The following is a 25,632-nucleotide window of genomic DNA, read 5'->3' on the forward strand; positions in this document are numbered from 1 at the left end:
ATCGCCATGGCTAAGACGGATAACTTGCACACCACCATTATCCGTTTCTTCCGTGTCCAGGCTGCGGATCATCTGCACCATACGCTGACGGGTAACTCGATCCCCTTTGATAATCAGCCGATTGGTCCGCTCATCTGCCACCACGGTCACCCCGCCTTCCGGAGTTTTACCGCGACGACCGCCCGTCTGTGGCGTCAGGCTTTCCAGCATCTTCACCATGTCACCAGCGAAGGCATACTTGAGCTTGATCACCTGAACGTCTTCGGATTCCGCACTATCCAGGCTGGCAATTATCGCTTCCATGCGACGGATGTTGTCCATGTGATCACTGATGATCAGCGCATTGGCAGACCCCACCGCCGCCAGATGGCCGTACTGGGGCACCAATGGGCGCAGTACTGGCACCAACTCTTCCACCGGCGAGTTTTCCACCGGAATCACCCGGGTCACCAACTCTTCTCCACCGGCTGCATTCTCGCCCACCAGCGGCAGATTGCTCTGTTTGGCCGTGGTGTTGGGCACAATCTTGATGATGTCGCCGGCCGGCACCGCCGCATAGCCGTGGACCTGAAGCACGGACAGGAACAACTCATAGACTTCGCTGGAGGTAAGCGACTTGGTGGACACCACCGTCACGTCCCTGGCCCGGACCCGGGGGTCGACCACGAAGTTCTTGCCGGTCATGTCGGCCACCTGGCTGATAAACGCCTGAATATCCGCATTGCGGATATTCACCGTCCAGCTCTTGCCGTCATCACTGGCCTGCACTTCGTTCGTTGTCCGCGCATGGGCTGTGGTCGCCATGACGGCCGACAGTACCAACAGCATTATTATTCTTGATAGAGACGTTCTGAAAAAAGGCGTCATAAAACCACTCACTAAGGCGGATAGTTCACGGTAAATTGCTGGTCACCCCGTTGCACCACAATGGATGCCTGCTGGGTGTCCTGATACGAACGCAGAGCCGCCATGTCGTTGCTTTCTGTTCCCAGCGGGTGTCCGTTAACCGAGAGGATTACGTCATCGCTTTGCAGGCCAACCTGCGCAAGCAATTGTTTTGGAGCACGCTTGCCCAACCGGTAACCGGCGCTGCCACCATCAGTGACAGGCTCCAGCCCCAATTGGCCAATAATAGCGGTGCGCTGGCGTGCCAGATCGGCCCCGCCCCCATTGCCGTCTGGCACAGTGGGCGCCGGGCGCGGCGCGGGCTCGCGCGTCACTTCCGTCACACCGCCCAGGGCATTGTCGCTCCAGCGCAGCGTTTCCAGTCGACCCGCCCGGCGCAGGATCACCCGGTCGGGGTAAACCTCTTCCAGCTTGGCGTTACCGGGAATGCTGTCACCGATATGGTACAGCTCTCCCTCTTTACCTTTCTCGGCAATAATCGCCGTGGCGCGCTTGGTATCGGCATTCTGGAAGACCCCCAGCAGCTCCAGGCGCAGACGGGTATCGGGGGCGTCGGTGGGCTTGTCATTGCCGGTGCTGGCCACTGGCTCATAGTTTCCAAACAGTTGCCAGTTATCGATCTGGGCCTGGGAGAGGGTCGGGGCATCGCCAGATGAAGACACTTCCAGGCGAGTCCGGGTATTCGCAGGCACGGGCTCGCTGGGGCCATACCACAATAGCCATACGGTCTGCGCCAGCACATAGGCCAACGCGACCACCAGCAATACAGCGATCACCCACCGAAGCGGTGCGCCCCATTGCTGCTGCTTTCCCCAACTCGCCAGTTGCGACATAACCGTCCTGCGACTTCCTTTATCGTTATTGCCGATTACCGATATGGCAGAGGCTACAACCTACCGGATTCTACGGCTTATTATTGCAATATAGTGTTACTGACCACCCGGCAGGGCAAAAGGTTGCGACATCTGGAATACCACATCCTCCGGATTGCCTCCCTGGCTCACCCCCAACAGCATGGGCCAGGCTCGCCGCACTTCCAGTTCGAAGCGCCCATCTGCAAGCCGGGCATCCACCAACGACTCACTCTCCGGGCCCACCACCTGCAAGGCAGGTTGCTCATTGTCCATGCTCAAACGGCCTTGCAGCACCGGTACCGTTGCGGAGCCATTGCGGCCCCAGGTGACCGTGCCGCCGCCGTACTGCAGCGTGCCCTGCAATGCCTTGATCTTGCCATCACCAAAGGTAATCTGCATCAGGGTCGCGTCCACACGCCCGTCTGCACTGCCCTGGGGAATATGGTCAGCCACCAGCGCCACCGGCAACGACAGCCGGGTCTGCTGCAACTGCCAATCGCCCCAATCGGCGCCCAGCCAACCGGACAGACGCGCGGCGTCATCGTTGCTATGCATTTTCAACGCCAGGCCCGGCACCAGGCCGTGCCAGTCCAGCGCCCATTTCACCGAGCCCTGACGGCGTTGCCATTGCCAGTCAGCCTGCCCATCCCACCAGAGCCCCTGAGGGTTGGTCAGCACCAAGGGGGCACCACCGGGCCGCAAGGGCGGGACACGCTCCACCAACACAGCGGCCGGCATCAGCAGCAGCAAGAACAGTAGCAGACTGGCGCTGAAAAGCAGCGCCAGTGTTATTTTTCGTGGCATAACGGAGCCGGTTTCCTGTCAGCCGATCAGAACGGGATGTCGTCGTCGAAGTCATCCGCCGGGCCACTGAAACCGCCGCCCTGGTTGCTATTCTGGTTCTGCGCCGGCTGGCCGCCTCCGGACTGGCTATCATTGCCGTAGCCGCCCTGGTTCCCTTGAGGCGCAGAAGACTGGGCATAGCCGCCGCCCTGGCCGCCACCGTCACCGCGCCCATCCAGCATTTGCATTTCGTTGGCCACGATTTCCGTGGTGTAACGATCCTGGCCGTCCTGCCCCTGCCATTTGCGGGTACGGATAGAGCCTTCGATGTACACCTTGGAGCCTTTTTTCAGGTACTCGCCAGCAATTTCACCCAGCTTGTTGAAGAACACCACCCGGTGCCATTCAGTGCGTTCCTGCATCTGGCCGCTCTGGCGGTCCTTCCAGCTTTCGCTGGTGGCCAGCCGCACATTCGTGACAGCGCCACCGCTGGGCATAAAGCGGGTTTCCGGATCCGCCCCCAGGTTACCAATCAAAATTACCTTGTTAACGCCGCGCGCCATGTTTCTCTCCGTGACTTCTTATGGTCTGACTACTGTCTATCTTCTCGTCATCGCCGCTGGACGACAAACTCAATCAAGCTGTCCATTGTGTCAGCTTTGTCCGGCTCCGGCGACACCCTGTAACTGTTGTTCATCCAGCTGGCCGGCATCCACCTTCAGCAGAGCCAGGGCCTGCTCTTCCACAATCACTGTTTCTACCACCCCGGGCACGGATTTCAGCCGCTCTGCCAGGGCCTGCCAGTCCTGCCCGGGAGACAACGGCAGGACCCGGTTATCCAGCTTGGGCAGCTCTTTCATGCCCACCAGCACCAGCAACCAGATCAACGCCAGCAACCCGCAGCCATAAAAAACCGCTTCCGCGCCCACCCATTGATACAGCGCGCCCCCCATTTGCCCGCCGACAAACACACCCAGAAACTGGCTGGTGGAGTACACCCCCATGGCCGTTCCCCGTGTGCCGGCCGGGGCAGCACGCCCCACCAGTGAGGGCAGCAAGGCTTCCAGCAGGTTAAAAGCCGTAAAGAAAACCAGCAAGGCGAGGACAAAATGCCACAATTGCGCGCCAGCCAGCGCCAGCAGCAACTGGGAAACCGCCAGCAACACCACCGCCAGACGCTTCATCGGCACCGCTCCGCGGCGCTCCGCCCGGATAATCAAGGGCACCATGGCCAGGAACCCTGCCACCAGCACCGCCAGATACAGCAAGCTGTGGCTTTGCAGCGTCAGCCCCAGGCGCTCACTGAGCAGGGCAGGCACCACCACAAAGGATGCGGTCATGATCAGGTGCAGGCTAAAAATGCCCACATCAAAACGCAGCAATGTCTTACTACCCAATACGCGGCGGAAGCGCTCCGACGCGGGCAATGCCTCACCCTGCAAGGCTTTCGGAGCCGGCACCACAAAAGCAACCAGCAAGGCAAAGCCCCCCAGCACCGAGGTCATCCAGAACAGGCCGGACAAGCCCAGCCATCCCGCCAGCAGGGGGCCAAGAATCAGCGCCAGCACAAAAGAGCCGCCCACCGACATGCCAATCAGCGCCATGGCCCGGGTACGGTGCTTTTCCGTCACCACATCACCAATCAACGCCATGATCACGCTGGCGATGGNCCCGGCCCCCTGCAGCGCCCGCCCCGCAATCACGCCGTAAATATGGTCACTCATGGCTGCCACTGCGCCACCGGCAATAAACAGCAACAGGCCGATCAACAACAACGGGCGACGCCCAAAACGGTCCGACAGCATGCCAAACGGAATCTGCAGCAATGCCTGCATCAGGCCATAGGCGCCAATGGCCGTACCGATCAAAAGCGGGGAAGCCCCTTCAAGCGCCTGCCCGTAGACTGCAAAAATCGGCAGGATCATGAACAAACCAAACATCCGCAACGCAAAAATCGTTGCCAGATAACCGGTGGTTTTCAGTTCTGTCCGCTGCAGGGCATGGGAAGATGATGCCGTCATGAACCGTTTTCGCTCCTAACCCGGAGTGGCCTCAGCACCGCAGCACATCGCTGCTGCAACCCCGGCCGATACAAAAGGGCACGCAGTGTAGCAGATTCCGGCTCCGCCAGAACCCGAACAGCACACCTGCAGCACTCAGCCTTTGATCGTGAAATCGGTAAAACTCGAGTGCATCAAATTGAACCCCCGCCAAAGCGGTGATAAATTGACAGGCTGATCAGTTTTTTTTCTTAGGTGTTTGCCTGAGCAATCACGGACGGGGCCAATGAATAGCCAAGAACATACCCAGCAAGTTTACGTGGTCGGCAGCCAACAGCTGCAAAACGCTCTGCTTACAGAGTTTCTCGTCAAGGAAGACGTGGCAGCCAAGAGCATTCCCACCGCCCTGGATATCACCACCGAGATTCTGCGTGAACAGAACCAGAACCTGTTTCTGGTGGACTATCACTCCGTAGACGTGAACGAAGTCATCGCTCACTTGCTGGAAGCCGACCAGGAAGTGGAAAGCGATGTCCTGATCGCCGTGTTCAACGTGGACAGCGATGAGTCACTATCCAAACTGGCCGGGCTCCCCATGGTCAACGGCGGCTTCCAGCACGATTGCCCCCAGGCCCTGCTCAGCAAAGGCATCAAGGCCATTTTCGATGGTGAGCTGTGGTTCCCGCGCGCCGTCCTGCAGACCTACCTGATGAAGAGCCGGACCTTCAACAAGACGTTCTCGCGTAGCGAAGTCAGCCTGACAGACCGGGAAGTGGAAGTGCTGAAAGTGATGGCCACCGGCGCCAAGAACTCGGAAATCGCCAGCAGCCTGAATCTGAGCCCGCACACCATCAAGACCCACATCTACAACATCTTCAAAAAGATCAACGCCTCCAACCGCCTGCAAGCGGTGAACTGGGCCCAGGAAAACCTGTAACCACGCCTGACGCAAGACGCCAAATGCCTGACACCGGCTTTTCGCATCCTGCGTCTGGCGTCGGGCGTCCAGCGTCCCTTATACTGCCCTGTTCATTTTGACAGTACTCAGGGGCAGTAGATGGATACCATTCTGGTTCGTGGCGCACGCACCCATAACCTGAAGAACGTGGACCTGGATATTCCCCGGGACAAGCTGGTGGTGATTACCGGCCTGTCCGGCTCCGGCAAATCGTCCCTGGCGTTCGACACCCTGTACGCGGAAGGTCAGCGCCGCTATGTGGAATCGCTGTCCACCTACGCCCGCCAGTTCCTGTCGATGATGGAAAAGCCCGATGTGGACCACATCGAAGGGCTGAGCCCGGCGATTTCCATTGAACAGAAGTCCACCAGCCACAACCCGCGCTCCACCGTGGGCACCATCACCGAAATCTACGACTATCTTCGCCTGTTGTTCGCCCGGGTCGGCGAGCCACGCTGCCCCGAGCATGATGCCCCGCTGGCCGCGCAAACCATCAGCCAGATGGTGGACCAGGTGCTGGCCATGGAGGAAGGCAGCAAGCTGATGCTGCTGGCACCGGTGATCCGCGAAAAGAAAGGCGAGCACGTTCACCTGTTCGAGGAGTTGCGCGCCCAGGGTTTTATCCGGGTACGCATTGATGGCCGCATCTACGACATGGACGACACTCCTGACCTGGACAAGAACAAGAAGCACACCATCGAAGTGGTGGTGGATCGCTTCAAGGTACGCGACGACCTGCAGAACCGCCTGGCGGAATCCTTCGAGACCGCCCTGAATCTGGCCGACGACATTGCCGTGATCGCGCCCATGGACGGCGACGGCGAGGAAACCACCTTCTCTGCCAAATTCGCCTGCCCCACCTGCGGTTATTCAATCCCGGAGCTGGAACCGCGCCTGTTTTCGTTCAATAACCCGGCCGGTGCCTGCCCCAGCTGTGACGGCCTGGGCATGAAACAGTTCTTCGATGAAGACAAGGTCATCAACTCTGACGAGCTGTCTCTCTCCGAGGGTGCCATCCGGGGCTGGGACCGACGCAACGTGTACTATTTCCAGATGCTCAACTCCCTGTCCCAGAGCATTGGCTTCGACATGGATGCGGCCTTCAAGGACCTGCCCAAAGAGGTTCGCAAGAAAGTACTGCACGGCACCGGCAAGGAAAGCATCGAGTTTCGTTACCTGAACGACCGTGGCGATATCATCAAGCGCAACCACCCTTTCGAAGGCATCATTCCCAACATGGAGCGCCGTTACCGGGAAACCGAATCCGATGCGGTACGCGAAGACCTGCTCAGCTACATGTCGACCTCCAGCTGCCCCAGCTGCAACGGCTCGCGCCTGCGTGAAGCCGCCCGTCATGTCTTTATTGAACAAACCACTTTACCCGAAGTAGTACGCTTGGCGGTGGGCAAGGCCCACGCCTACTTCAGCGCGCTCACGCTGCCCGGCAGCAGAGGCGAAATCGCCGACAAGATTCTCAAGGAAATCCGCGATCGCCTGCAGTTTCTGGTTAACGTGGGGCTGGAATATTTGACGCTGGAGCGCAGTGCAGAAACCCTTTCTGGTGGTGAGGCCCAGCGCATTCGTCTGGCCAGCCAGATCGGCGCCGGCCTGGTGGGCGTGATGTATGTGCTGGATGAGCCCTCCATCGGCCTGCATCAGCGTGACAACGAACGCCTGCTCAGCACTCTCACCCGCCTGCGGGACCTGGGCAATACGGTGCTCGTGGTGGAGCACGATGAAGACGCTATTCGTCTGGCTGACCACGTCATTGATATCGGTCCCGGGGCCGGTGTCCACGGCGGCGAGGTTATCGCCCAGGGCAGCGCCCAGGACGTGGCGGACAACCCTGCGTCACTCACCGGTGACTACCTGTCCGGCCGTAAACAAATCGCCATTCCCGCTCAGCACCGGCAGCATGATGACGATCGCTGGCTGACCTTGCACGGCGCCACCGGCAACAATCTGAAAGGACATCCCCTGAACATTCCGGTAGGCCTGCTGACCTGCATCACCGGCGTGTCCGGCTCCGGCAAGTCCACGCTGATCAACAGCACCCTGTACCCGCTGGCGGCTACCAAACTCAACAAGGCCACCACCCTGACCGCGTCTCCCCATGAGTCCATTGAAGGCCTGGAGCATTTCGACAAGGTAGTGGACATTGACCAGAGCCCCATCGGTCGCACTCCCCGCTCCAACCCGGCCACCTACACCGGCATTTTCACCCCGGTGCGGGAACTGTTCGCAGGCACCCAGGAAGCCCGCGCCCGCGGCTACAAACCCGGCCGCTTCAGCTTCAATGTGAAAGGCGGCCGCTGCGAGGCCTGCCAGGGTGACGGGGTCATCAAGGTAGAAATGCACTTTCTGCCCGACATCTATGTTCCCTGTGAAGTCTGTGAAGGAAGACGCTACAACCGGGAAACCCTGGAAATCACCTACAAGGGGAAAAATATCTTCGAAGTGCTCGACCTGACCATCGAAGATGCCCGCGAGTTTTTCGATGCCGTACCGTCGCTGGCACGCAAACTCCAGACCCTCATGGATGTGGGCCTCAGCTATGTGAAACTCGGCCAGGCAGCCACCACGCTATCCGGCGGCGAAGCCCAGCGGGTCAAACTGGCCAAGGAATTGTCCCGTCGGGATACCGGCAACACCTTGTACATCCTCGACGAGCCCACCACCGGCCTGCACTTCCATGACATCCAGCTCCTGCTGGACGTACTCAATCGCCTGGCAGACCACGGCAACTCCGTAGTGGTGATCGAACACAACCTGGATGTAATCAAGACCGCTGACTGGATCGTGGATCTGGGTCCCGAGGGCGGCGATGGCGGCGGTGAGATCATCGCCGAAGGCACCCCGGAAGAGGTCGCCAAGGTGAAAGGCAGCCATACCGGACGTTTTCTTAAACCCATGCTTGGATAACGCAGCGCCCCGGATACCGGCACGGGGCGGCAAGGCTGCCAAGCCCCTGTCCGCCTCTTTCTTAAAGGGCCATCGCAGGAGTTTCGCCGTGACGAACAGCACATTTCCACGCCCTGTCACGCAGCCGCAGCCTGCCCCCCACCAGCCCGTCATATTTGGCTTTCAGACTCACCCTCAGTCACCAACATGGAGGCGAGTCATGAAACGATTTGACGCATTGAAAGGCTGCATCGCAGCACTGGCCATGGGCGCCGCCGCTGTAGCCTGTGCCGCTCAGGCACCGGATCACAACACACCAGGTGACGCCAATCGCAAAGCGCCGCACCACGCCGCGGCCCACAGCAGTAGCGTATCGCTGGGCCCCCGCCCCTATTACCTTGTCTCTGATATGGATGCCGGGCCTGCCAAAGAAGCCCTGCAGGCCTGCGCCGCGGAGCGCCACCCGCAGCGACGAAGCGACTTTTCCATCGGCCACCGCGGTGCGCCGCTGCAATTCCCGGAACACACTGAAGAATCCTACCGTGCAGCCGCGCGTATGGGCGCTGGCATTGTGGAATGTGATGTCACCTTTACCAAAGACCGGCAGCTGGTTTGCCGTCATTCACAGTGCGATCTCCATACCACCACCAACATCCTGGAAACCGAACTGGCCAGCCAGTGCAGTGAACCGTTCAGCCCCTTTGATGGCACCCACGCCGCCAGTGCGAAATGCTGTACCAGTGACATCACCCTGGCCCAATTCAAAACCCTGAAAGGAAAGATGGATGGTGCCAACCCTCAAGCCACCACCGTTGACGAGTACCTGAATGGCACCCCCGACTGGCGCACCGAACTCTACAGCCAGCGAGGCACCCTGCTCAGCCACAGGGAAAGCATCGCCCTGTTCCGCCAGCTGGGAGTCAAGATGACCCCGGAACTGAAGGCCCCGCAAGTCCCCATGCCCTATCAGGGCGATTACAACCAGCAGGACTATGCACGGCAAATGATCCGTGACTACCAAGAGGCCGGCGTCAGCCCTCACCGCGTCTATCCACAATCATTCAATCTGGAGGATGTTCTCTACTGGTTATCGGCCACACCGGCCTTTGGCCGCCAGGCGGTCTACCTGGACGGCCGTGACAGCAGCGGACTGGACCCGCAAAATCCCGGGACCTGGCAACCCGACATGGCCACACTGAAAGGCTACGGGGTCAACATCATCGCCCCGCCGCTATGGATGCTTGTCACCACCGACACCCAAAACCGTATCGTACCCAGCCTCTATGCCCGCTCCGCGCAACAGGCAGGCCTGGAGATGATTGCCTGGTCCCTGGAACGCTCCGGGCCACTGGCCAACGGCGGAGGCTGGTACTATCAGAGCATCCCTTCTGCCACTAATAACGACGGCGATACCCTAGCGCTACTGGATGTACTGGCTCGTCAGGTGGGCGTCATCGGCGTGTTCTCCGACTGGCCAGCCACCACCACTTTTTATGCCAACTGCCTGCGGCAACACCGCTCGGCCCACCCGCACGCACAACAATAGCGCAGTTGCACCACACTTTACCCTGCGCCGCCCTGTAGCGGGGCTCCGGCCCCTCAGGCAGCCCTGAATTGGTGGCACGCTTTCTGCTTTGTACCACTCTACACACAGGCCGAGGAGTACGAGTATGGAATCCACCCCGGACCACCGTTGGCTGATGCAGTACAACATCGTTAACCTGGTCAACCAGTGTCGGCGCTTGATCCGCGCCGAGTTCGACGAAAGCCTTTCTCTTACGGACCCCCAACTGCGCTTCAAGCTGGCTCACTTTGCCGGCCATACCCGCTCCCAGGGTCTCCAACGGCTGTACGGCGAAATTCGGCTTGCACTACTCAACCTCGAAGGCGCCGACCCGGAACCACAGCTGCCGCCCGAACCAGCAGCACGACGCTACCGGGGACAAACGATCAGCCCAGCGCCCGAAACCCTCAGACAAACGCCCACACGCTCACGCTCGACACAAAAGGCCGTTATTTACCGGGGCAGGACGGTCGTACAAGGGTAGAAAGTAGAAAAAGCGTGGCGCAGCTTATTGTCAGGCGGAGAACTGAAAAATACTCAAATCCAGCGGCTGGCTCTCCCCCAGCCACATCACCAACTCCGTATGATCACGAAGATCGTTACCACTGAGGCCATGCACAAACACTGTTAAGCCGTTCCGGCTCGCCATTAACCAGGGAATCACCTCCCCTGCCAAACGGCGTGGGATAGTCAGCTGACAGCTCCAGCATGGGTGCGGCCCCACCGGCTTTCGATGCATATGGCCCATGGGCACAGAAAAGCGTTGGTGAGCAGCCTGGCAGAGAGCCGCCGCCTGGGAAAAGGTTTGTTCGTCGAAATAGACGTGTGCGTGAAAACCGTTGATCGCCATACGCTGTGCCCGTTAATGACAACTCCAGCATAGCCGATGCTTTCACACTTGCAACAGGCACAAAAAAACCGGGCACAGGACCCGGTTTTTCTGGAACGGTTAACGCTTACTCTTCGTCAGCGTCAGCCAGTTCAGGACGGTCAACCAGCTCAACATAGGCCATCGGTGCGTTATCACCCGCACGGAAACCCATCTTGAGAATGCGGATGTAGCCACCCGGACGCTCCTGGTAACGAGGACCCAGCTCGTTGAACAGCTTACCGACCATTTCCTTGGAACGGGTACGGTCGAAAGCCAGACGACGGTTAGCGACGGAGTCTTCCTTAGCCAGAGTGATCAGCGGCTCAGCCACACGACGCAGCTCTTTGGCTTTCGGCAGAGTGGTCTTGATCGCTTCGTGCTCGAGCAGAGACACAGCCATGTTACGGAACATGGCCTGACGATGAGAGCTGTTCCGATTCAGTTTTCTGCCGCTTTTGCGATGACGCATGATTCTGTTCCTATGTTCAGGGGCGCTTCACAGCGTCCACAACAACTAATTAGCGCAATTTGGTGTTCAGCCGGTCATCATCTCGCAGGCTGACCGGCGGCCAGTTCTCGAGACGCATGCCCAGCGACAGACCTTTAGAGGCCAGCACATCTTTGATCTCGGTCAGCGACTTCTTACCCAGGTTCGGGGTTTTCAGCAGCTCAACCTCGGTACGCTGTACCAGATCACCGATGTAGTAGATGTTTTCCGCTTTCAGACAGTTAGCGGAACGAACGGTCAGCTCAAGATCATCCACCGGACGCAGCAGGATAGGATCGATTTCCTCACGCTCCTGCTTCGGCTCAGGCTTGGCATCCTGCTCCAGGTCTACAAACACCGCAATCTGCTGCTGCAGAATCGTTGCTGCACGACGAATCGCTTCTTCCGGATCAATGGTTCCGTCTGTTTCCAGATCGATAACCAGTTTGTCCAGGTCAGTACGCTGCTCAACACGGGCCGCTTCAACCACGTAGGCCACGCGACGAACCGGGCTGTAGCTGGCATCCAGCTGCAGACGGCCAATACCACGAGTCTCGTCATCTTCAGACTGACGGGAATCCGCAGCAACATAGCCACGCCCTTTCTGAACCTTCAGCTTCACACGCAGTTCGGTGTCGCCGGTGATGGTGCAGATCAGGTGATCCGGATTGACAATCTCAACGCTGTGATCGCGCTGGATGTCATTCGCGGTTACAGCGCCCGGGCCTTTTTTGACCAGCTCGAGGGTCGCTTCTTCGCGATCTTCCATCTGCAGGGCAACGCCCTTCAGGTTCAGAAGGATGTTGATCACATCTTCCTGGACCCCTTCGATAGAAGAGTATTCATGCTGCACACCGTCGATCTCCACTTCGGTGATCGCACAGCCGGGCATGCTGGAGATCAGGATGCGGCGCAGCGCAGTCCCCAGAGTGTGGCCAAAACCACGCTCCAGCGGTTCCAGAACCACTTTGGCGTGGGTCTGGTTGATCGCGTTGACCGCGATCGAGCGGGGCGTGAGAAAGTCGTTCACGGCGGTCATAGAGATCCCTCAGGCAGTCCTTACTTGGAGTACAGCTCGACGATCAGATTTTCGTTGATCTCGGCAGGCAGGTCGATACGCTCAGGCTTCGCCTTGTAGGTACCTTCCAGCTTCTTGTCATCAACTTCAATCCACGGCATAAAGCCGCGCTGCTGAGCGAGCTCCATGGCGTTCTTCACGCGCAGCTGGTTCTTGGACTTCTCGCGAACATTGATCTGGTCGCCAGGCTTCACCTGGTAAGACGCAACATTCACAGACTGGCCGTTAACCAGAATGGCACGGTGGCTAACCAGCTGACGCGCTTCGGAACGGGTAGAACCAAAGCCCATGCGGTAAACCACGTTATCCAGACGACCTTCCAGCAGCTGCAGCAGGACTTCGCCTGTTGCGCCCTTGGAAGCGGCCGCTTTCTTGTAGTAGCTACGGAACTGCTTTTCCAGCACACCATAGGTACGACGAACTTTCTGCTTCTCGCGCAGCTGAACACCGTAGTCGGACAGCCGTGCCGGGCGACGCCCGCTTGCACCAGCAGCCTGGCCAGGAGCCTGCTCAGCTTTACACTTGGATTCCAGAGGGCGGATACCGCTCTTCAGGAACAGATCAGTGCCTTCTCGACGGGAAAGCTTGCACTTGGGACCGATGTATCTTGCCATCTTGCTCTAACTCCCGTTACACGCGACGCTTTTTAGGCGGACGGCAACCGTTATGGGGAATCGGCGTTACGTCCTCAATATGGGTGATCTTGTATCCACAGCCGTTCAGGGCGCGAATAGAAGATTCACGACCCGGACCGGGGCCTTTCACCCGCACTTCAAGATTTTTCAGACCGTAGTCCTTCGCAGCATTACCCGCGTTTTCAGCCGCCACCTGGGCAGCAAACGGGGTGCTTTTACGGGAACCACGGAAACCAGCACCACCGGAGGTCGCCCAGGACAACGCATTGCCCTGACGATCAGTGATGGTGATGATGGTGTTGTTGAAGGAAGCGTGCACGTGCGCAATACCGTCCGCAACGGTGCGCGTTACCTTCTTACGACGTGCGCCACTATCTTTCTTTGACTTAGCCATAATGCCTATCCAAATCCAGCCGCTGTCTAATTCAGCTTATTTGCGAATCGGTTTACGCGGACCTTTACGGGTGCGCGCATTGGTCTTGGTACGCTGACCGCGAAGCGGCAAGCCGCGACGATGGCGAATACCACGGTAGCAACCGAGGTCCATCAGACGCTTAATGTTCATGTTGATTTCCCGGCGCAGGTCACCTTCGGTAGAGAACTTGGCAACTTCACCACGAATGGCATCAAGTTGCTCACCGGTCAGCTCGCGAACTTTCGCGGTCTGCTCAATACCAGTCGCTGCGCAGATTGATGCTGCGCGGGTGCGACCGATCCCGAAGATGTAGGTGAGAGAAATCACCGTGTGCTTATTTTCCGGGATGTTAACGCCTGCAATACGGGCCATCCGAATATCTCCGATTCACAAAACGGGTGGCGCCAGGCTCACAGGCGCCGAAAGGCGGCAGAGTCTAGCGCTACACCGACTGAATTTCAACCAAACACTTAAAAGAAGACTAAACCTTAACCCTGGCGCTGCTTGTGCCGGGGTTCGGCACTGCAGATTACCATGACACGCCCCTTACGACGGATCACTTTGCAGTTACGGCAGATCTTCTTTACAGAAGCCTGAACTTTCATCGCACTCGCCTCGTTCGTTAACGCACCAGACCGGTGCCACCATACCCTTTCAGGTTGGATTTCTTCATCAACTTCTCGTACTGGGTGGACGTCAGGTGCGAATTAACCTGCGACCAGAAGTCCATTACCACTACCACAACGATCAGCAGAGAGGTGCCGCCCAGGTAAAAGGGCACATTGGCAACAGCTTGCAGACCCAGCGGCAGTAAGCACACCAGCGTCATGTATACCGCACCGATCAGAGTCAAACGCCCCATCACCGTGTCGATATAGCGAGCGGACTGCTCGCCCGGGCGAATGCCCGGAATATAAGCGCCGGATTTCTTCAGGTTGTCAGCGACATCCTTCGGATTGAACACCAGCGCTGTATAAAAGTAGCAAAAGAACACAATTGCCAGGGTAAACAGCAGAATATACAGCGGTGTACCCGGTAGCAGAGCTTCACTGACATTACGCAGCGCCTGGCCCCACCATGAATCCGGATTGGAGTCACTGAACCACTGGGTCAGGGACGCCGGAAACAGCAATATAGAGCTGGCAAAAATCGCAGGAATCACCCCTGCCATGTTTACCTTCAGCGGCAGATGACTCTGCTGCGCTGCATACACACGACGCCCTTGCTGACGGCGCGCATAGTTTACCGTAATACGGCGTTGTCCGCGCTCCACATACACCACACCGAAAATCACGGCCATGGCGACCAGGAACACAAACAGCATCATAATCAGGCTTAGGTCGCCGGTACGCGCAGATTCAAACGTCTGCGCCACCGCACCAGGCAGGCCGGACACGATGGAGGCGAAAATCAGCATGGAGATCCCATTGCCGATACCGCGCTCGGTAATCTGTTCACCCAGCCACATCAGGAAGACAGTACCCGTTACCAGGGTGCTGACTGCCACAAAGTAGAAGCTGGCAATTTGCATGGTGCTGGCTGTTTCAGGCAGTAGCGTAATGCCCTGGCTGTTAAGGCCGGCCACCATACCGAAAGACTGAATCGCCCCCAGCGCCACCGTCAGATAACGGGTGTACTGGGTAATCTTGCGCCGCCCTTGTTCACCTTCTTTACGAAGCTGCTCAAGCGTGGGCACTACGGCCGTCATCAGCTGAATCACGATGCTGGCTGTAATGTAGGGCATGATGCCCAACGCAAAGATACTCATGCGCTCCAGTGAACCACCAGAGAACATGTTGAACAGGCCAAGAATGGTGTCCCGGTTATTGTTGAACATCTGTTGCAACGCTTCCGGGTTCATGCCCGGGACCGGGATATGCGCCCCGACCCGGAACACCACCAGGGCGCCCAACAGAAAACCGATCCGCCGCCACAGCTCACGCATTGCGTTACCGTCAGCTTTCGGCGCACCGCCATTTAGTGTTTGAGCGCGATTCTTCGCCATAAAGCGCAGCCTTACTCTTCGACTTTACCGCCAGCTTTTTCAACTGCTTCACGGGCACCTTTGGAAATGGCCACACCGCGAACAGTCACTGCACGATCGATTTCACCTTGCAGAACAATTTTGGCCCGTTTCATGTCACGGCGAACAACGTTGGCTGCTTTCAAAGAAGCCAAATCGATCACGTCACCTTCCACTTTTGCCAGTTCAGCAAGACGGACTTCAGCAGTGCCCATTGCCAGCTTGGACGTGAAACCGAACTTCGGCACACGACGCTGCAGCGGCATTTGACCACCCTCGAAACCGGGCTTCACGGTACCACCGGAGCGAGACTTCTGACCTTTATGACCACGGCCACCGGTCTTGCCCAGGCCGGAACCGATACCGCGACCTACGCGCTTACCTTCCGGACGGGAACCTTCAGCGGGATGCAAATCATTAAGACGCATCACTTATTCTCCCTCTACCTGCACCAGGTACGAAACCTTGTTAATCATGCCTCGTACTGACGGGGTATCTTCAACTTCAACGGTGTGGCCAATACGGCGCAGACCGAGACCGCGCACGCAGGCCCTATGCTTTTCCAGCCGGCCGTTGGTGCTTTTAACCAGCTTTACCTTGATCTTTTCAGCCATCGTATCGATTCCGCTTATCTGCGCTTAGTTCAGAATCTCTTCAACAGACTTGCCACGCTTGGCAGCCACAGACTCCGGAGAAGCCATGGATTTCAGACCATTGAAAGTAGCCCGAACCACGTTTACCGGGTTGGTGGAGCCATAGCACTTGGCCAGTACGTTCTGAACGCCTGCGACTTCCAGCACGGCACGCATAGCACCGCCGGCAATCACACCGGTACCTTCATCGGCCGGCTGCATGTACACCTTGGAGGCACCGTGACGGGCCTTCATTGGGTGCTGGATGGTAGAACCGTTCAGCTCTACCTGAATCATGTTGCGGCGGGCAGCTTCCAGGGCCTTCTGGATAGCAGCAGGCACTTCACGCGCCTTGCCACGACCAAAGCCAACTTTACCCTTGCCGTCACCCACTACAGTCAACGCGGTAAAACCAAAAATACGGCCGCCTTTTACTACTTTAGCAACCCGGTTTACCTGAACCAGTTTTTCCTGCAGACCTTCGTTGGGATCAACCTTCGCCATAACCAAGCACCCTTAGAATTCAAGCCCGTTTTCACGCGCGGCATCAGCCAGCGCCTTTACGCGACCGTGATATTTAAAACCAGAACGGTCAAAGGCTACGCGCTCAATGCCCGCTTCTTTGGCACGCTGAGCAATAATCTGACCAACTTTGGTCGCTGCATCAGTGTTGCCGGTAGCGTCAGCACGCAAATCTTTCTCCACTGTACTGGCAGAAGCCAGTACCTGGTCGCCTGCCGCAGAGATCACCTGCGCATAAATATGACGCGGGGTACGATGTACGCAAAGACGAACTTCGCCCAACTCGCGAATCTTCAGACGAGTGCGCTTGGCCCTGCGTAGACGTGCAACTTTTTTGTCTTTCATGGCATCAATCTCGACGATTATTTCTTCTTGGCTTCCTTACGGCGCACTTGCTCATCAGCATAGCGCACCCCTTTACCCTTGTAAGGCTCAGGCGGACGGAAGGCCCGAACATTGGCAGCAACCTGACCAACCAGTTGCTTATCAATGCCCTTAATGACAATTTCAGTCTGGCTCGGGGTCTCTACGGTGATCCCTTCAGGCAGCTCGTAAGCCACCGGGTGGGAAAACCCGAGGGTCAGGTTCAGCACCTTGCCCTGAGCCTGTGCGCGGTAACCAACACCCAGGAGCTGAAGCTTACGCTCAAACCCATCGGCTACGCCGGTTACCATATTATTCAGCAGAGCACGGGTGGTCCCGGCCAAAGCCCAAGCCTTCTGGGAGTCTTCGTGAGGCTTAACAGACATTACGCCTTCTTCCAGGGACACGGCTACCAGCTCGTGAACTTCATGCTCCAGGCTGCCTTTGCCACCTTTTACGGCGACTTTCTGGCCATCGACTTTAACTTCGACGCCCTTCGGCAGATTTACCGGATTTTTTGCTACTCTAGACATTGTTGCACCTAACCTGTCTACGCCGCTTCTGTTAGGACACTTCGCAGATCAGCTCGCCACCAACATTGGCTTTGCGCGCTGCCCGGTCAGAAATAATGCCCTGATTAGTGGATACGATCATAACACCGAGGCCGTCTTTGACCTTGGGGATCTCACCAGCGGACTTGTAAACCCGCAGACCAGGACGGCTTACCCGTGCAATCTTCTCGATCACAGGGCTGCCTTCGTAATACTTCAGCTCAACCGTCATTACCGGTTTTTTATCGCCTGTCACTTCGTAACCTGCGATATAGCCCTCGTCCTTCAGTACTTTGGCAACAGCTTCCTTTGCTTTTGACGCAGGAATCTCGACCTGTACTTTCTTGGCCATCTGGGCGTTACGGATACGAGTAAACATATCCGCCAGGGTATCTTGCATGCTCATGCCGCAATCGCTCCGCTACCTAACTCTTGGCTTACCAGCTGGCTTTAACCAGACCGGGAACATCACCGCGCATTGCTGCTTCACGCAGCTTGATCCGGCTAAGGCCGAATTTGCGGTAGTAACCGTGCGGACGACCGGTGAGACGACAGCGATTACGCTGACGAACCGGAGAAGAATCGCGCGGCATTTTTTGCAGCTGAAGCTGAGCATCCCACTTCGCTTCAGGTTCTGCATTGGGATCCTGGATGATCGCCTTAAGCGCTGCGCGCTTGGCGGCAAAACGCTGAACCAGCTTAGCGCGTTTTGCTTCCCGGTTTTTCATGGATTCTTTAGCCATGACAAATCCTCTTAGCCCTTCAGCGGGAAGTTGAAGGCGCGCAGCAGCGCCCGTGCTTCGTCATCAGTCTTGGCTGAGGTGGTAATGGTAATATCCATACCACGCAGCTTGTCGACCTTGTCGAAATCGATCTCCGGGAACACGATCTGCTCACGCAGACCCATGGAGAAGTTGCCCCGGCCATCGAAGGATTTCGGGTTCAAACCACGGAAGTCACGGATTCGCGGAATGGCAACAGAAACCAGGCGCTCCAGAAATTCATACATTCTCTGGTTGCGCATGGTCACCTTGCAGCCAATCGGCCAACCTTCACGGATCTTAAAGCCTGCAACAGACTTGCGCGCGTTGGTTACCAGGGGCTTCTGGCCAGAAATGGCCGTCATGTCCGCCAAAGCACCTTCCATCGCTTTACGATCCGCAGAAGCTTCACCAACACCCATATTCAGGGTGATCTTGGTGATCTTCGGCACTTCCATGATATTACCGAGACCAAGCTCTTCTTTCAGCTTGGGCGCGATTTCGTCTTGATAAATCTTTTTCAGATCACTCATGGGTCACCTAACCTACAGCGTTTCGCCGTTGGACTTGAAGAAGCGAACTTTTTTGCCGTCTTCAAAACGGAAGCCCACACGATCCGCTTTCTGCGTCTTGGGGTTCCAGATGGCAACGTTAGAAGCGTTTAGCGATGCTTCCTGTTCTACGATGCCGCCTTGAGTACCGCGGTTAGGGTTGGCTTTAACATGCTTCTTGACCATGTTAACACCAGCAACGATGAGGCGACCGTTGTCCAGAACTTGCTGAACAGAGCCACGCTTACCTTTGTCCTTACCCGCAATTACGATGATTTCGTCATCACGCTTAATCTTGAGCATTACCTTCACCCGCCTTTACAGAACTTCAGGTGCCAGGGAAATGATCTTCATAAATTGCTCAGTACGCAGCTCGCGCGTTACTGGGCCGAAGATCCGAGTACCGACCGGTGCCTTGTTGTTGTTCAACAACACCGCGGCGTTTTCGTCGAAACGAATCAGTGATCCGTCTGGACGACGTACACCTTTACGGGTACGAACGACTACAGCGGTCATCACGTCGCCTTTCTTGACACGGCCGCGTGGAATCGCTTCCTTTACTGTGACCTTGATGATGTCACCAATGCCTGCATAGCGGCGGTGAGAACCACCCAGCACTTTGATGCACTGTACTCGACGGGCGCCACTGTTATCAGCTACCTCGAGCATGCTTTCGGTCTGAATCATCGCTTAATCTCTCCAACTCTGCCTTTACAGGCAGCCACAGCAACGGTCCGTTTAGGCCTTAGACTGTTCAACTACGTTAACCAGCATCCAAGCTTTACGCTTGGACAGCGGCCGGCACTCCTCGATGGTGACCAGGTCACCTTCACGACACTGATTTTCTTCATCATGCGCCATCAACTTGGTGGAACGCTTGATAATCTTGCCGTAAATCGGGTGCTGAACCCGGCGCTCTACCAATACAGTGATAGTTTTATCACCTTTATTGGAGATGACTTTGCCGGTAGCGGTCCGGCGCATTGTGTTCGCCTCTGCCATGACTAGTTACCCTGTTTCTCTCTCAGAATGGTCTTAACGCGCGCAATATTGCGGCGAACCTTCCCAAGCTCATGGGTTTTAGAAATCTGACCGGACGCGCTCTTCATACGCAGCTTGAATTGTTCCTCAAGCAGCTCGATTTGCGTCTGCTGCAGCTCCTCGACACTCTTATCTTTCAGCTCGCTCGCTTTCATGGCTTACATCACCGTCCGAGTCACGACACGGGTGCTTACCGGCAGCTTGGCCGCGGCCAGACGGAACGCTTCACGCGCAACGTCTTCTGACACACCTTCCATTTCGTAAAGCATTTTTCCAGGTTGAATCTGAGCAACCCAGTACTCTACAGAACCTTTACCTTTACCCATCCGCACTTCAAGAGGCTTATTGGTAATCGGCTTGTCCGGGAATACCCGGATCCAAATTTTACCGCCCCGCTTGATATGGCGGGTCATTGCACGACGGGCTGCTTCGATCTGGCGCGCAGTAATACGGCCACGACCGGTTGCTTGCAGGCCAATGGTGCCGAAAGACACCTTGCTGCCCCGCTGTGCCAGGCCACGGTTACGGCCCTTCATCACTTTCCGGAATTTGGTACGCTTCGGCTGCAACATCGTTCGTTACCCTTTAACCGCGGCCGCGCTTCTTCGCGCCCTTGGACTGCTTCTGCTCTTCCTGTACCTGCTCCATGCCACCAAGCACTTCGCCGCGGAAGATCCAGACCTTCACACCGATGGTGCCGTAAGTGGTTTCAGCACGTACGCTTGCGTAGTCGATGTCGGCACGCAAAGTATGCAGAGGCACTCGGCCTTCGCGGTACCATTCGGTACGCGCAATCTCTGCACCACCCAGACGACCGGACAGCTGAATTCGAATACCTTCAGCGCCAGACTTCATGGCGTTCTGCACCGCACGCTTCATGGCGCGACGGAACATGACTCGACGCTCCAGCTGGCCGGCAACATTATCACCTACCAGACGGGCATCCAGGTCGGGCTTGCGCACTTCCTCGATGTTGATGTGCACAGGCACACCCATCTTGGCAGCAACATCACGACGCAGACGCTCAACGTCTTCACCTTTCTTGCCAATAACAATGCCCGGACGCGCAGTAGCAATAGTGATGCGAACGTTTTCAGAAGGACGCTCGATCTTGATACGGCTTACCGATGCACTTTTAAGGCGCTTGAAAAGATACTCACGCACTTGCAGATCGGTAACCAGGCAGTCTGAATAAGACTTCGGTCCGGCATACCAAAGCGAATTATGCTCTTTGACAATGCCAAGGCGAATACCGACCGGATGAACTTTCTGACCCATCTGGTTACTCCTGACCTTCTGAGACTTTCACAGTAATGTGGCAAGTACGCTTGAGGATACGGTCAGCGCGGCCTTTGGCGCGCGGGCGAATCCGCTTCATCGTCATGCCTTCATCCACGAACACCGTGGACACCTTCAGCTCATCAACGTCAGCGCCGTCGTTGTTTTCCGCATTTGCAATCGCGGACTCCAGCACCTTCTTAACGATTTTTGCCGCCTTCTTCGGGCTGAATTCCAGAAGATTCAGCGCCTTCTCAACCTCCAGGCCACGGACCTGGTCGGCTACGAGGCGGGCTTTCTGAGCCGAAATTCTTGCACCGCGCAGACGGGCTGCAACTTCAGTAGCCATAACTGTCACCTTATCGCTTAGCCTTCTTGTCCACGGCATGCCCGCGGTAGTTGCGGGTCAGGGCAAATTCACCCAGCTTGTGGCCAACCATATGCTCGGAAACCATTACCGGCACATGTTGCTTGCCGTTATATACCGCAATAGTCAGGCCCACCATCTCCGGAATAATCATGGAGCGGCGAGACCAGGTTTTAATCGGCTTACGGGAGCCGGCTTCCACCGCATCTTCCACCTTGCCTAGCAGGTGGTGATCCACAAAAGGACCTTTTTTCAGTGAACGTGGCACAGCCTGAACCTCTCTCTATCCCTTACTTACGACGGTCACGCACAATCATTTTGGTCGTGCGCTTGTTTGTACGGGTCTTGTAGCCTTTGGTCGGAACACCCCAAGGTGTAACCGGATGACGGCCACCAGAGCTGCGCCCTTCACCACCACCATGCGGGTGGTCTACCGGGTTCATCGCCGCACCGCGTACGGTGGGTCGAACACCCCGCCAGCGCTTCGCGCCCGCCTTACCCAGTGAGCGCAAGCTGTGCTCACTGTTGGATACTTCACCGATTGTGGCCTTGCAGTCAGCGTGGACCTTACGCATTTCGCCGGAGCGAAGACGCAGAGTCACATACTGGCCATCTTTTGCCAGCAGCTGCACGGAAGTCCCTGCAGAGCGAGCAATCTGACCACCTTTGCCAGGCTTCATTTCCACATTGTGGATAGTGGAACCCAGCGGAATATTACGCAGCGGAAGGGCGTTACCCAGCTTGATCGGCGCATCTTCGCCGGACTGGATACGATCTTCTGCTTTCAGGCCTTTGGGGGCCAAAATGTATCGACGCTCACCGTCCAGATACTTCACCAGCGCGATGTGCGCGGTACGGTTCGGGTCATACTCAAGACGCTCTACAACCCCGGCGATACCGTCTTTATTGCGACGAAAATCGATCACACGATATTTCTGCTTGTGACCGCCACCCTTATGACGAGTGGTAATTCGACCGTTATTGTTACGACCACCGTTTTTCGCCTTGGCTTCCAACAGCGGTGCGTAGGGAGCACCCTTGTGCAGATCTTCGTTGACCACCTTGACTACAAAGCGGCGGCCCGGAGAAGTCGGCTTGCACTTTACAATCGCCATTATTCCTTACTCCCTTCCTTACTCTGCGCCCAGGAAGTCAATGTCCTGGCCTTCCGCGAGGGAAACATAGGCCTTCTTCCAGTCAACGCGCTTACCCGCAACGCGACCAAAGAATTTGGACTTGCCTTTCATGTTGGCGGTACGAACAGCTTCAACCTTCACTTCAAAAAGCGCTTCAACGGCTTTTTTGATTTCCAGCTTGCTCGCATCTTTAGCAACCTTGAATACGAAGGTGTTGTTCTGATCAGCCACAATCGTGGCCTTTTCAGAAACGTGCGGCGCACGCAGCACCTGCAAAATACGCTCTTGATTCATGCCAGGGCCTCCTCAAGCTTCTTCAGAGCCGGCACAGTGATCAGCACCTTCTCGAAAGCAATCAGACTTACCGGATCAACGCCCTGAGAATCGCGCACATCAACCTTCGGCAAATTACGTGAAGCCAGGAACAGGTTTTCGTCAACATTATCAGTGACGATCAACACACTGCTCAGCTCCATGTCTTTCAACTTGGCTGCAACCGTTTTGGTCTTGGGAGAGTCAACAGTAAACTCATCCACAACAACCAGACGCTCTTGACGCACCAGCTCAGACATAATGCACTGCAGCGCACCGCGGTACATTTTGCGGTTCACCTTCTGAGAGTGGTCACGTGGTACCGCAGCAAAAGTCTTGCCGCCGCCACGCCAGATCGGGCTACGAATCGTACCCGCACGGGCACGACCAGTACCCTTTTGACGCCACGGCTTACGACCACCACCACTCACATCGGAACGGTTTTTCTGAGCTTTGGAACCCTGACGGGCACCTGCCAGAAACGCAGTCACAACCTGATGAACCAGAGGCTCGTTAAAGTCCTTGCCGAAGGCGACTTCGGAAACGGTAACGGTACCTCCAGAGGCAGTATTGAGATTCATCCTCTATTCCTCTTTCAGGCCTTCGCCTTCACTGCCAGACGCACGATCACATCACCACCGGTAGCACCGGGGACCGCACCTTTAACCAGCAACAGATTCTTGTCAGCATCGACACGCACCACTTCCAGGTTCTGGACAGTGACACGCTCAGCACCCAGATGACCGGCCATCTTCTTGCCTTTAAACACGCGGCCCGGGGTTTGGTTCTGACCAATAGAACCCGGAGCACGGTGGGACAAGGAGTTGCCGTGAGTGGCGTCCTGGGTACTGAAGTTCCAGCGCTTAACGCCGCCAGCGAACCCTTTACCCTTGGAGGAGCCAGTGACATCGATCATCTGACCTGCCTCAAACCCCTCAACAGTCACCGCGGAACCCGCCTCAAACTCACCAGCTTCAGCACGGAATTCCCAGACACCACGACCCGCCTCAACACCAGCTTTCGCGAAATGACCGGCTTGCGCCTTGGTCACGCGGCTGGCACGGCGCTCACCTACAGTTACCTGTACGGCCTGATAGCCATCTGATTCTTCGGTCTTGACCTGGGAAACCCGATTAGGGCTAACCTCAATCACAGTCACCGGAACACTGACACCTTCTTCAGTGAACACCCGGGTCATGCCGCATTTTCGACCGATCACACCAATCGCCATTGTTTACCTCTTCACAACCTGTCGGGATAAACCCGCCCGTTGTTAACCCAGGCTGATCTGCACGTCCACACCAGCAGCCAGATCCAGTTTCATCAGCGCGTCCACGGTTTTATCCGTAGGCTCGACAATATCCACCAGCCGCTTGTGGGTGCGGATCTCATACTGATCTCGCGCATCTTTGTTTACGTGCGGAGAGACCAGCACTGTAAAGCGTTCTTTACGCGTCGGCAGCGGGATTGGACCCGTTACTTGCGCGCCTGTCCGTTTGGCCGTATCCACGATCTCCTGGGCGGACTGATCAATCAGACGATGATCAAAGGCCTTGAGACGAATACGGATTCTTTGGTTAGCCATAGCTAACAAACTCCAGACCGTTTCGAGCCATAGTTTATATGGCAAAAAGCCCACTTACCTCATCGCTACAGGATAGGTGAGTGGTGTCAAAACAAGCCCGGGAACAATGCCCCGGTTGGTACTGCCCGAAGGCAGGGCGCGAATATTAGCCATACCCCGGGGGTATTGCAAGGGGTATTTCGCCAAAAAACCCAAATTAACTGTAAAAGCGGTTATCGCAAAGCGACATCCGCCGCCACAGAGCCCATCAAAGCCACAACCGCGGCGCCAGCCAAGGAACAAGCCAATACCGACCCCTCCTGGTGGCATCCCACCGGGCTGAGACGGTACTCCTGTTTTTCCGCCCCGCCAAGCCCTGCCCTGAAAATCCGACAACTCATTGCCGAACAGGCAGCTCACCACCTTCGATTGCAACCACCACAAGCACGAGCAACACCTGGCCACATCACACTGCAGAAAACCGCTTCACACACCGCTCAGCACGCCACAGCGAAGCTGCCAGACCACTCACACCCCAAGCCTCAACAGCCCAACAGACACCGTTGACAACACCATCAAATCGCAGGCAAAAAAAAGGGCCGCCGAAGCGACCCTTTTTATCACCGTAAAACTTACTCGGTGATTTTAGCTACCACGCCGGCGCCAACGGTACGGCCACCTTCGCGAATCGCGAAGCGCAGGCCGTCTTCCATGGCGATCGGAGCGATCAGCTCAACGTCCATCTGCACGTTATCGCCCGGCATTACCATTTCGGTACCTTCCGGCAGAGTACATGCACCTGTCACGTCAGTCGTACGGAAGTAGAACTGCGGACGGTAGCCGTTGAAGAACGGAGTGTGGCGACCACCTTCGTCTTTACTCAGGACATACACCTCAGCAACGAACTTGGTGTGCGGCTTGATGGAGCCCGGCTTGGCCAGTACCTGGCCACGCTCAACTTCATCACGCTTGGTACCACGCAGCAGAACACCAACGTTCTCACCAGCGCGACCTTCGTCCAGCAGCTTGCGGAACATCTCAACACCGGTACAGGTGGTCTTGGTGGTGTCGTTGATACC

The 25,632-nt window shown here is 56.8% G+C and carries 39 protein-coding genes; 4 read left to right on the forward strand and 35 right to left on the reverse strand.

From position 1 onward, the window contains the following. The 5 genes from A3730_RS19215 to A3730_RS19235 form a co-directional block, all read right to left on the reverse strand. The coding region (locus A3730_RS19215) for a secretin N-terminal domain-containing protein (RefSeq protein WP_304439510.1) at window positions 1-828 on the reverse strand (828 nt) is incomplete at its 3' end. Between the two features lie 50 nt (window positions 829-878). Beyond that, window positions 879-1,739, reverse strand: a complete 861-nt coding sequence (locus A3730_RS19220) for a type II secretion system protein N (protein WP_063521464.1) — start codon at window positions 1,737-1,739, stop codon at window positions 879-881. 96 nt (window positions 1,740-1,835) lie between these two features. Beyond that, window positions 1,836-2,564, reverse strand: coding sequence for a type II secretion system protein N (gene gspN / locus A3730_RS19225; protein ID WP_063538708.1), 729 nt, complete (start codon window positions 2,562-2,564; stop codon window positions 1,836-1,838). Window positions 2,565-2,590: 26 nt separating this feature from the next. Continuing rightward, window positions 2,591-3,106, reverse strand: a complete 516-nt coding sequence (ssb, locus tag A3730_RS19230; RefSeq protein ID WP_063521300.1) for a single-stranded DNA-binding protein — start codon at window positions 3,104-3,106, stop codon at window positions 2,591-2,593. 90 nt (window positions 3,107-3,196) lie between these two features. After that, a complete protein-coding gene (locus A3730_RS19235; RefSeq protein WP_063538710.1) occupies window positions 3,197-4,564 on the reverse strand; it encodes an MFS transporter in 1,368 nt (455 codons plus the stop codon). Between the two features lie 265 nt (window positions 4,565-4,829). Here A3730_RS19235 and A3730_RS19240 point away from each other — a divergent pair, with 265 nt between their 5' ends. From A3730_RS19240 to A3730_RS19255, 4 genes are all read left to right on the forward strand, one after another. Further along, window positions 4,830-5,480, forward strand: a complete 651-nt coding sequence (locus tag A3730_RS19240; RefSeq protein WP_007148438.1) for a response regulator transcription factor — start codon at window positions 4,830-4,832, stop codon at window positions 5,478-5,480. Window positions 5,481-5,600: 120 nt separating this feature from the next. Beyond that, window positions 5,601-8,423 (forward strand): excinuclease ABC subunit UvrA, encoded by a 2,823-nt coding sequence (uvrA, locus tag A3730_RS19245; RefSeq protein ID WP_063521637.1) that lies wholly within the window; start codon window positions 5,601-5,603, stop codon window positions 8,421-8,423. 199 nt (window positions 8,424-8,622) lie between these two features. Continuing rightward, entirely contained in the window at window positions 8,623-9,948 is a 1,326-nt protein-coding gene (locus tag A3730_RS19250; protein ID WP_082872465.1) for a glycerophosphodiester phosphodiesterase family protein, read from the forward strand. 124 nt (window positions 9,949-10,072) lie between these two features. Continuing rightward, window positions 10,073-10,450: a hypothetical protein gene (locus A3730_RS19255; RefSeq protein WP_063521638.1), complete on the forward strand. Its 378-nt coding sequence runs from the start codon at window positions 10,073-10,075 to the stop codon at window positions 10,448-10,450. A gap of 30 nt (window positions 10,451-10,480) precedes the next feature. Here A3730_RS19255 and A3730_RS19260 read toward each other — a convergent pair whose 3' ends face one another. From A3730_RS19260 to A3730_RS19400, 30 genes are all read right to left on the reverse strand, one after another. Continuing rightward, the gene (locus A3730_RS19260; protein ID WP_063521639.1) at window positions 10,481-10,816 is read right to left on the reverse strand and encodes a DOPA 4,5-dioxygenase family protein; all 336 of its coding nucleotides are present in this window, start codon (window positions 10,814-10,816) and stop codon (window positions 10,481-10,483) included. Between the two features lie 106 nt (window positions 10,817-10,922). Beyond that, complete coding sequence (gene rplQ, locus A3730_RS19265) at window positions 10,923-11,306, reverse strand: 50S ribosomal protein L17 (protein ID WP_063521640.1); 384 nt, start codon at window positions 11,304-11,306, stop codon at window positions 10,923-10,925. Between the two features lie 49 nt (window positions 11,307-11,355). Further along, entirely contained in the window at window positions 11,356-12,363 is a 1,008-nt protein-coding gene (gene rpoA / locus A3730_RS19270) for a DNA-directed RNA polymerase subunit alpha (RefSeq protein WP_007150795.1), read from the reverse strand. 20 nt (window positions 12,364-12,383) lie between these two features. Beyond that, window positions 12,384-13,016 carry a 30S ribosomal protein S4 gene (gene rpsD / locus A3730_RS19275; protein WP_007148340.1) on the reverse strand — a complete coding sequence of 211 codons (633 nt, stop codon included), beginning with the start codon at window positions 13,014-13,016 and terminating at the stop codon, window positions 12,384-12,386. A 16-nt stretch (window positions 13,017-13,032) separates the two neighbouring features. Then, a complete protein-coding gene (gene rpsK, locus A3730_RS19280; protein ID WP_011587706.1) occupies window positions 13,033-13,431 on the reverse strand; it encodes a 30S ribosomal protein S11 in 399 nt (132 codons plus the stop codon). A gap of 36 nt (window positions 13,432-13,467) precedes the next feature. Beyond that, window positions 13,468-13,824: a 30S ribosomal protein S13 gene (gene rpsM, locus A3730_RS19285; RefSeq protein WP_063521641.1), complete on the reverse strand. Its 357-nt coding sequence runs from the start codon at window positions 13,822-13,824 to the stop codon at window positions 13,468-13,470. Between the two features lie 116 nt (window positions 13,825-13,940). After that, window positions 13,941-14,057, reverse strand: a complete 117-nt coding sequence (rpmJ, locus tag A3730_RS29840; protein ID WP_008928865.1) for a 50S ribosomal protein L36 — start codon at window positions 14,055-14,057, stop codon at window positions 13,941-13,943. 17 nt (window positions 14,058-14,074) lie between these two features. Continuing rightward, complete coding sequence (gene secY, locus A3730_RS19290) at window positions 14,075-15,457, reverse strand: preprotein translocase subunit SecY (protein WP_039926807.1); 1,383 nt, start codon at window positions 15,455-15,457, stop codon at window positions 14,075-14,077. Window positions 15,458-15,468: 11 nt separating this feature from the next. Continuing rightward, window positions 15,469-15,903 (reverse strand): 50S ribosomal protein L15, encoded by a 435-nt coding sequence (rplO, locus tag A3730_RS19295; RefSeq protein ID WP_007151502.1) that lies wholly within the window; start codon window positions 15,901-15,903, stop codon window positions 15,469-15,471. A gap of 3 nt (window positions 15,904-15,906) precedes the next feature. After that, complete coding sequence (gene rpmD / locus A3730_RS19300) at window positions 15,907-16,089, reverse strand: 50S ribosomal protein L30 (RefSeq protein WP_007149547.1); 183 nt, start codon at window positions 16,087-16,089, stop codon at window positions 15,907-15,909. 24 nt (window positions 16,090-16,113) lie between these two features. Further along, window positions 16,114-16,611, reverse strand: a complete 498-nt coding sequence (rpsE, locus tag A3730_RS19305; RefSeq protein ID WP_007149291.1) for a 30S ribosomal protein S5 — start codon at window positions 16,609-16,611, stop codon at window positions 16,114-16,116. Between the two features lie 12 nt (window positions 16,612-16,623). Beyond that, window positions 16,624-16,974 carry a 50S ribosomal protein L18 gene (gene rplR, locus A3730_RS19310; RefSeq protein WP_063520936.1) on the reverse strand — a complete coding sequence of 117 codons (351 nt, stop codon included), beginning with the start codon at window positions 16,972-16,974 and terminating at the stop codon, window positions 16,624-16,626. Window positions 16,975-16,991: 17 nt separating this feature from the next. Further along, on the reverse strand, window positions 16,992-17,525 hold the full coding sequence (rplF, locus tag A3730_RS19315; RefSeq protein WP_063538712.1) for a 50S ribosomal protein L6: 534 nt from the start codon (window positions 17,523-17,525) through the stop codon (window positions 16,992-16,994). A gap of 31 nt (window positions 17,526-17,556) precedes the next feature. After that, entirely contained in the window at window positions 17,557-17,949 is a 393-nt protein-coding gene (gene rpsH, locus A3730_RS19320) for a 30S ribosomal protein S8 (RefSeq protein WP_063519146.1), read from the reverse strand. 31 nt (window positions 17,950-17,980) lie between these two features. Next, window positions 17,981-18,286 (reverse strand): 30S ribosomal protein S14, encoded by a 306-nt coding sequence (rpsN, locus tag A3730_RS19325; protein WP_063521169.1) that lies wholly within the window; start codon window positions 18,284-18,286, stop codon window positions 17,981-17,983. 11 nt (window positions 18,287-18,297) lie between these two features. Then, a complete protein-coding gene (rplE, locus tag A3730_RS19330) occupies window positions 18,298-18,837 on the reverse strand; it encodes a 50S ribosomal protein L5 (RefSeq protein ID WP_063518835.1) in 540 nt (179 codons plus the stop codon). A 12-nt stretch (window positions 18,838-18,849) separates the two neighbouring features. After that, window positions 18,850-19,158, reverse strand: a complete 309-nt coding sequence (gene rplX / locus A3730_RS19335) for a 50S ribosomal protein L24 (protein WP_039926805.1) — start codon at window positions 19,156-19,158, stop codon at window positions 18,850-18,852. A gap of 15 nt (window positions 19,159-19,173) precedes the next feature. Next, window positions 19,174-19,542 carry a 50S ribosomal protein L14 gene (gene rplN / locus A3730_RS19340; protein WP_007151625.1) on the reverse strand — a complete coding sequence of 123 codons (369 nt, stop codon included), beginning with the start codon at window positions 19,540-19,542 and terminating at the stop codon, window positions 19,174-19,176. Window positions 19,543-19,593: 51 nt separating this feature from the next. Beyond that, window positions 19,594-19,857, reverse strand: a complete 264-nt coding sequence (gene rpsQ / locus A3730_RS19345; protein ID WP_011587695.1) for a 30S ribosomal protein S17 — start codon at window positions 19,855-19,857, stop codon at window positions 19,594-19,596. Window positions 19,858-19,859: 2 nt separating this feature from the next. Beyond that, window positions 19,860-20,051 carry a 50S ribosomal protein L29 gene (gene rpmC / locus A3730_RS19350; protein WP_007150643.1) on the reverse strand — a complete coding sequence of 64 codons (192 nt, stop codon included), beginning with the start codon at window positions 20,049-20,051 and terminating at the stop codon, window positions 19,860-19,862. 3 nt (window positions 20,052-20,054) lie between these two features. After that, window positions 20,055-20,468, reverse strand: a complete 414-nt coding sequence (rplP, locus tag A3730_RS19355) for a 50S ribosomal protein L16 (protein WP_007150407.1) — start codon at window positions 20,466-20,468, stop codon at window positions 20,055-20,057. A gap of 13 nt (window positions 20,469-20,481) precedes the next feature. Next, on the reverse strand, window positions 20,482-21,174 hold the full coding sequence (rpsC, locus tag A3730_RS19360; RefSeq protein ID WP_007149325.1) for a 30S ribosomal protein S3: 693 nt from the start codon (window positions 21,172-21,174) through the stop codon (window positions 20,482-20,484). 4 nt (window positions 21,175-21,178) lie between these two features. Then, complete coding sequence (rplV, locus tag A3730_RS19365; protein WP_007149326.1) at window positions 21,179-21,523, reverse strand: 50S ribosomal protein L22; 345 nt, start codon at window positions 21,521-21,523, stop codon at window positions 21,179-21,181. Window positions 21,524-21,533: 10 nt separating this feature from the next. Continuing rightward, window positions 21,534-21,809, reverse strand: a complete 276-nt coding sequence (rpsS, locus tag A3730_RS19370) for a 30S ribosomal protein S19 (protein WP_007151633.1) — start codon at window positions 21,807-21,809, stop codon at window positions 21,534-21,536. A gap of 22 nt (window positions 21,810-21,831) precedes the next feature. After that, the gene (gene rplB / locus A3730_RS19375) at window positions 21,832-22,656 is read right to left on the reverse strand and encodes a 50S ribosomal protein L2 (RefSeq protein WP_011587693.1); all 825 of its coding nucleotides are present in this window, start codon (window positions 22,654-22,656) and stop codon (window positions 21,832-21,834) included. Window positions 22,657-22,674: 18 nt separating this feature from the next. Beyond that, the gene (gene rplW, locus A3730_RS19380) at window positions 22,675-22,971 is read right to left on the reverse strand and encodes a 50S ribosomal protein L23 (protein WP_007150124.1); all 297 of its coding nucleotides are present in this window, start codon (window positions 22,969-22,971) and stop codon (window positions 22,675-22,677) included. Next, the gene (gene rplD, locus A3730_RS19385; protein ID WP_063520286.1) at window positions 22,968-23,570 is read right to left on the reverse strand and encodes a 50S ribosomal protein L4; all 603 of its coding nucleotides are present in this window, start codon (window positions 23,568-23,570) and stop codon (window positions 22,968-22,970) included. Before rplD ends, rplW begins: the two co-directional genes overlap by 4 nt. A gap of 14 nt (window positions 23,571-23,584) precedes the next feature. Further along, complete coding sequence (gene rplC, locus A3730_RS19390; RefSeq protein ID WP_007149479.1) at window positions 23,585-24,220, reverse strand: 50S ribosomal protein L3; 636 nt, start codon at window positions 24,218-24,220, stop codon at window positions 23,585-23,587. A 42-nt stretch (window positions 24,221-24,262) separates the two neighbouring features. Beyond that, window positions 24,263-24,574 (reverse strand): 30S ribosomal protein S10, encoded by a 312-nt coding sequence (rpsJ, locus tag A3730_RS19395; RefSeq protein ID WP_007148458.1) that lies wholly within the window; start codon window positions 24,572-24,574, stop codon window positions 24,263-24,265. Between the two features lie 611 nt (window positions 24,575-25,185). Beyond that, window positions 25,186-25,632: EF-Tu/IF-2/RF-3 family GTPase (locus A3730_RS19400; protein ID WP_255364292.1), on the reverse strand; the 447-nt coding region annotated here is incomplete at its 5' end.

It is taken from the genome of Alcanivorax sp. HI0044 (assembly GCF_001634945.1).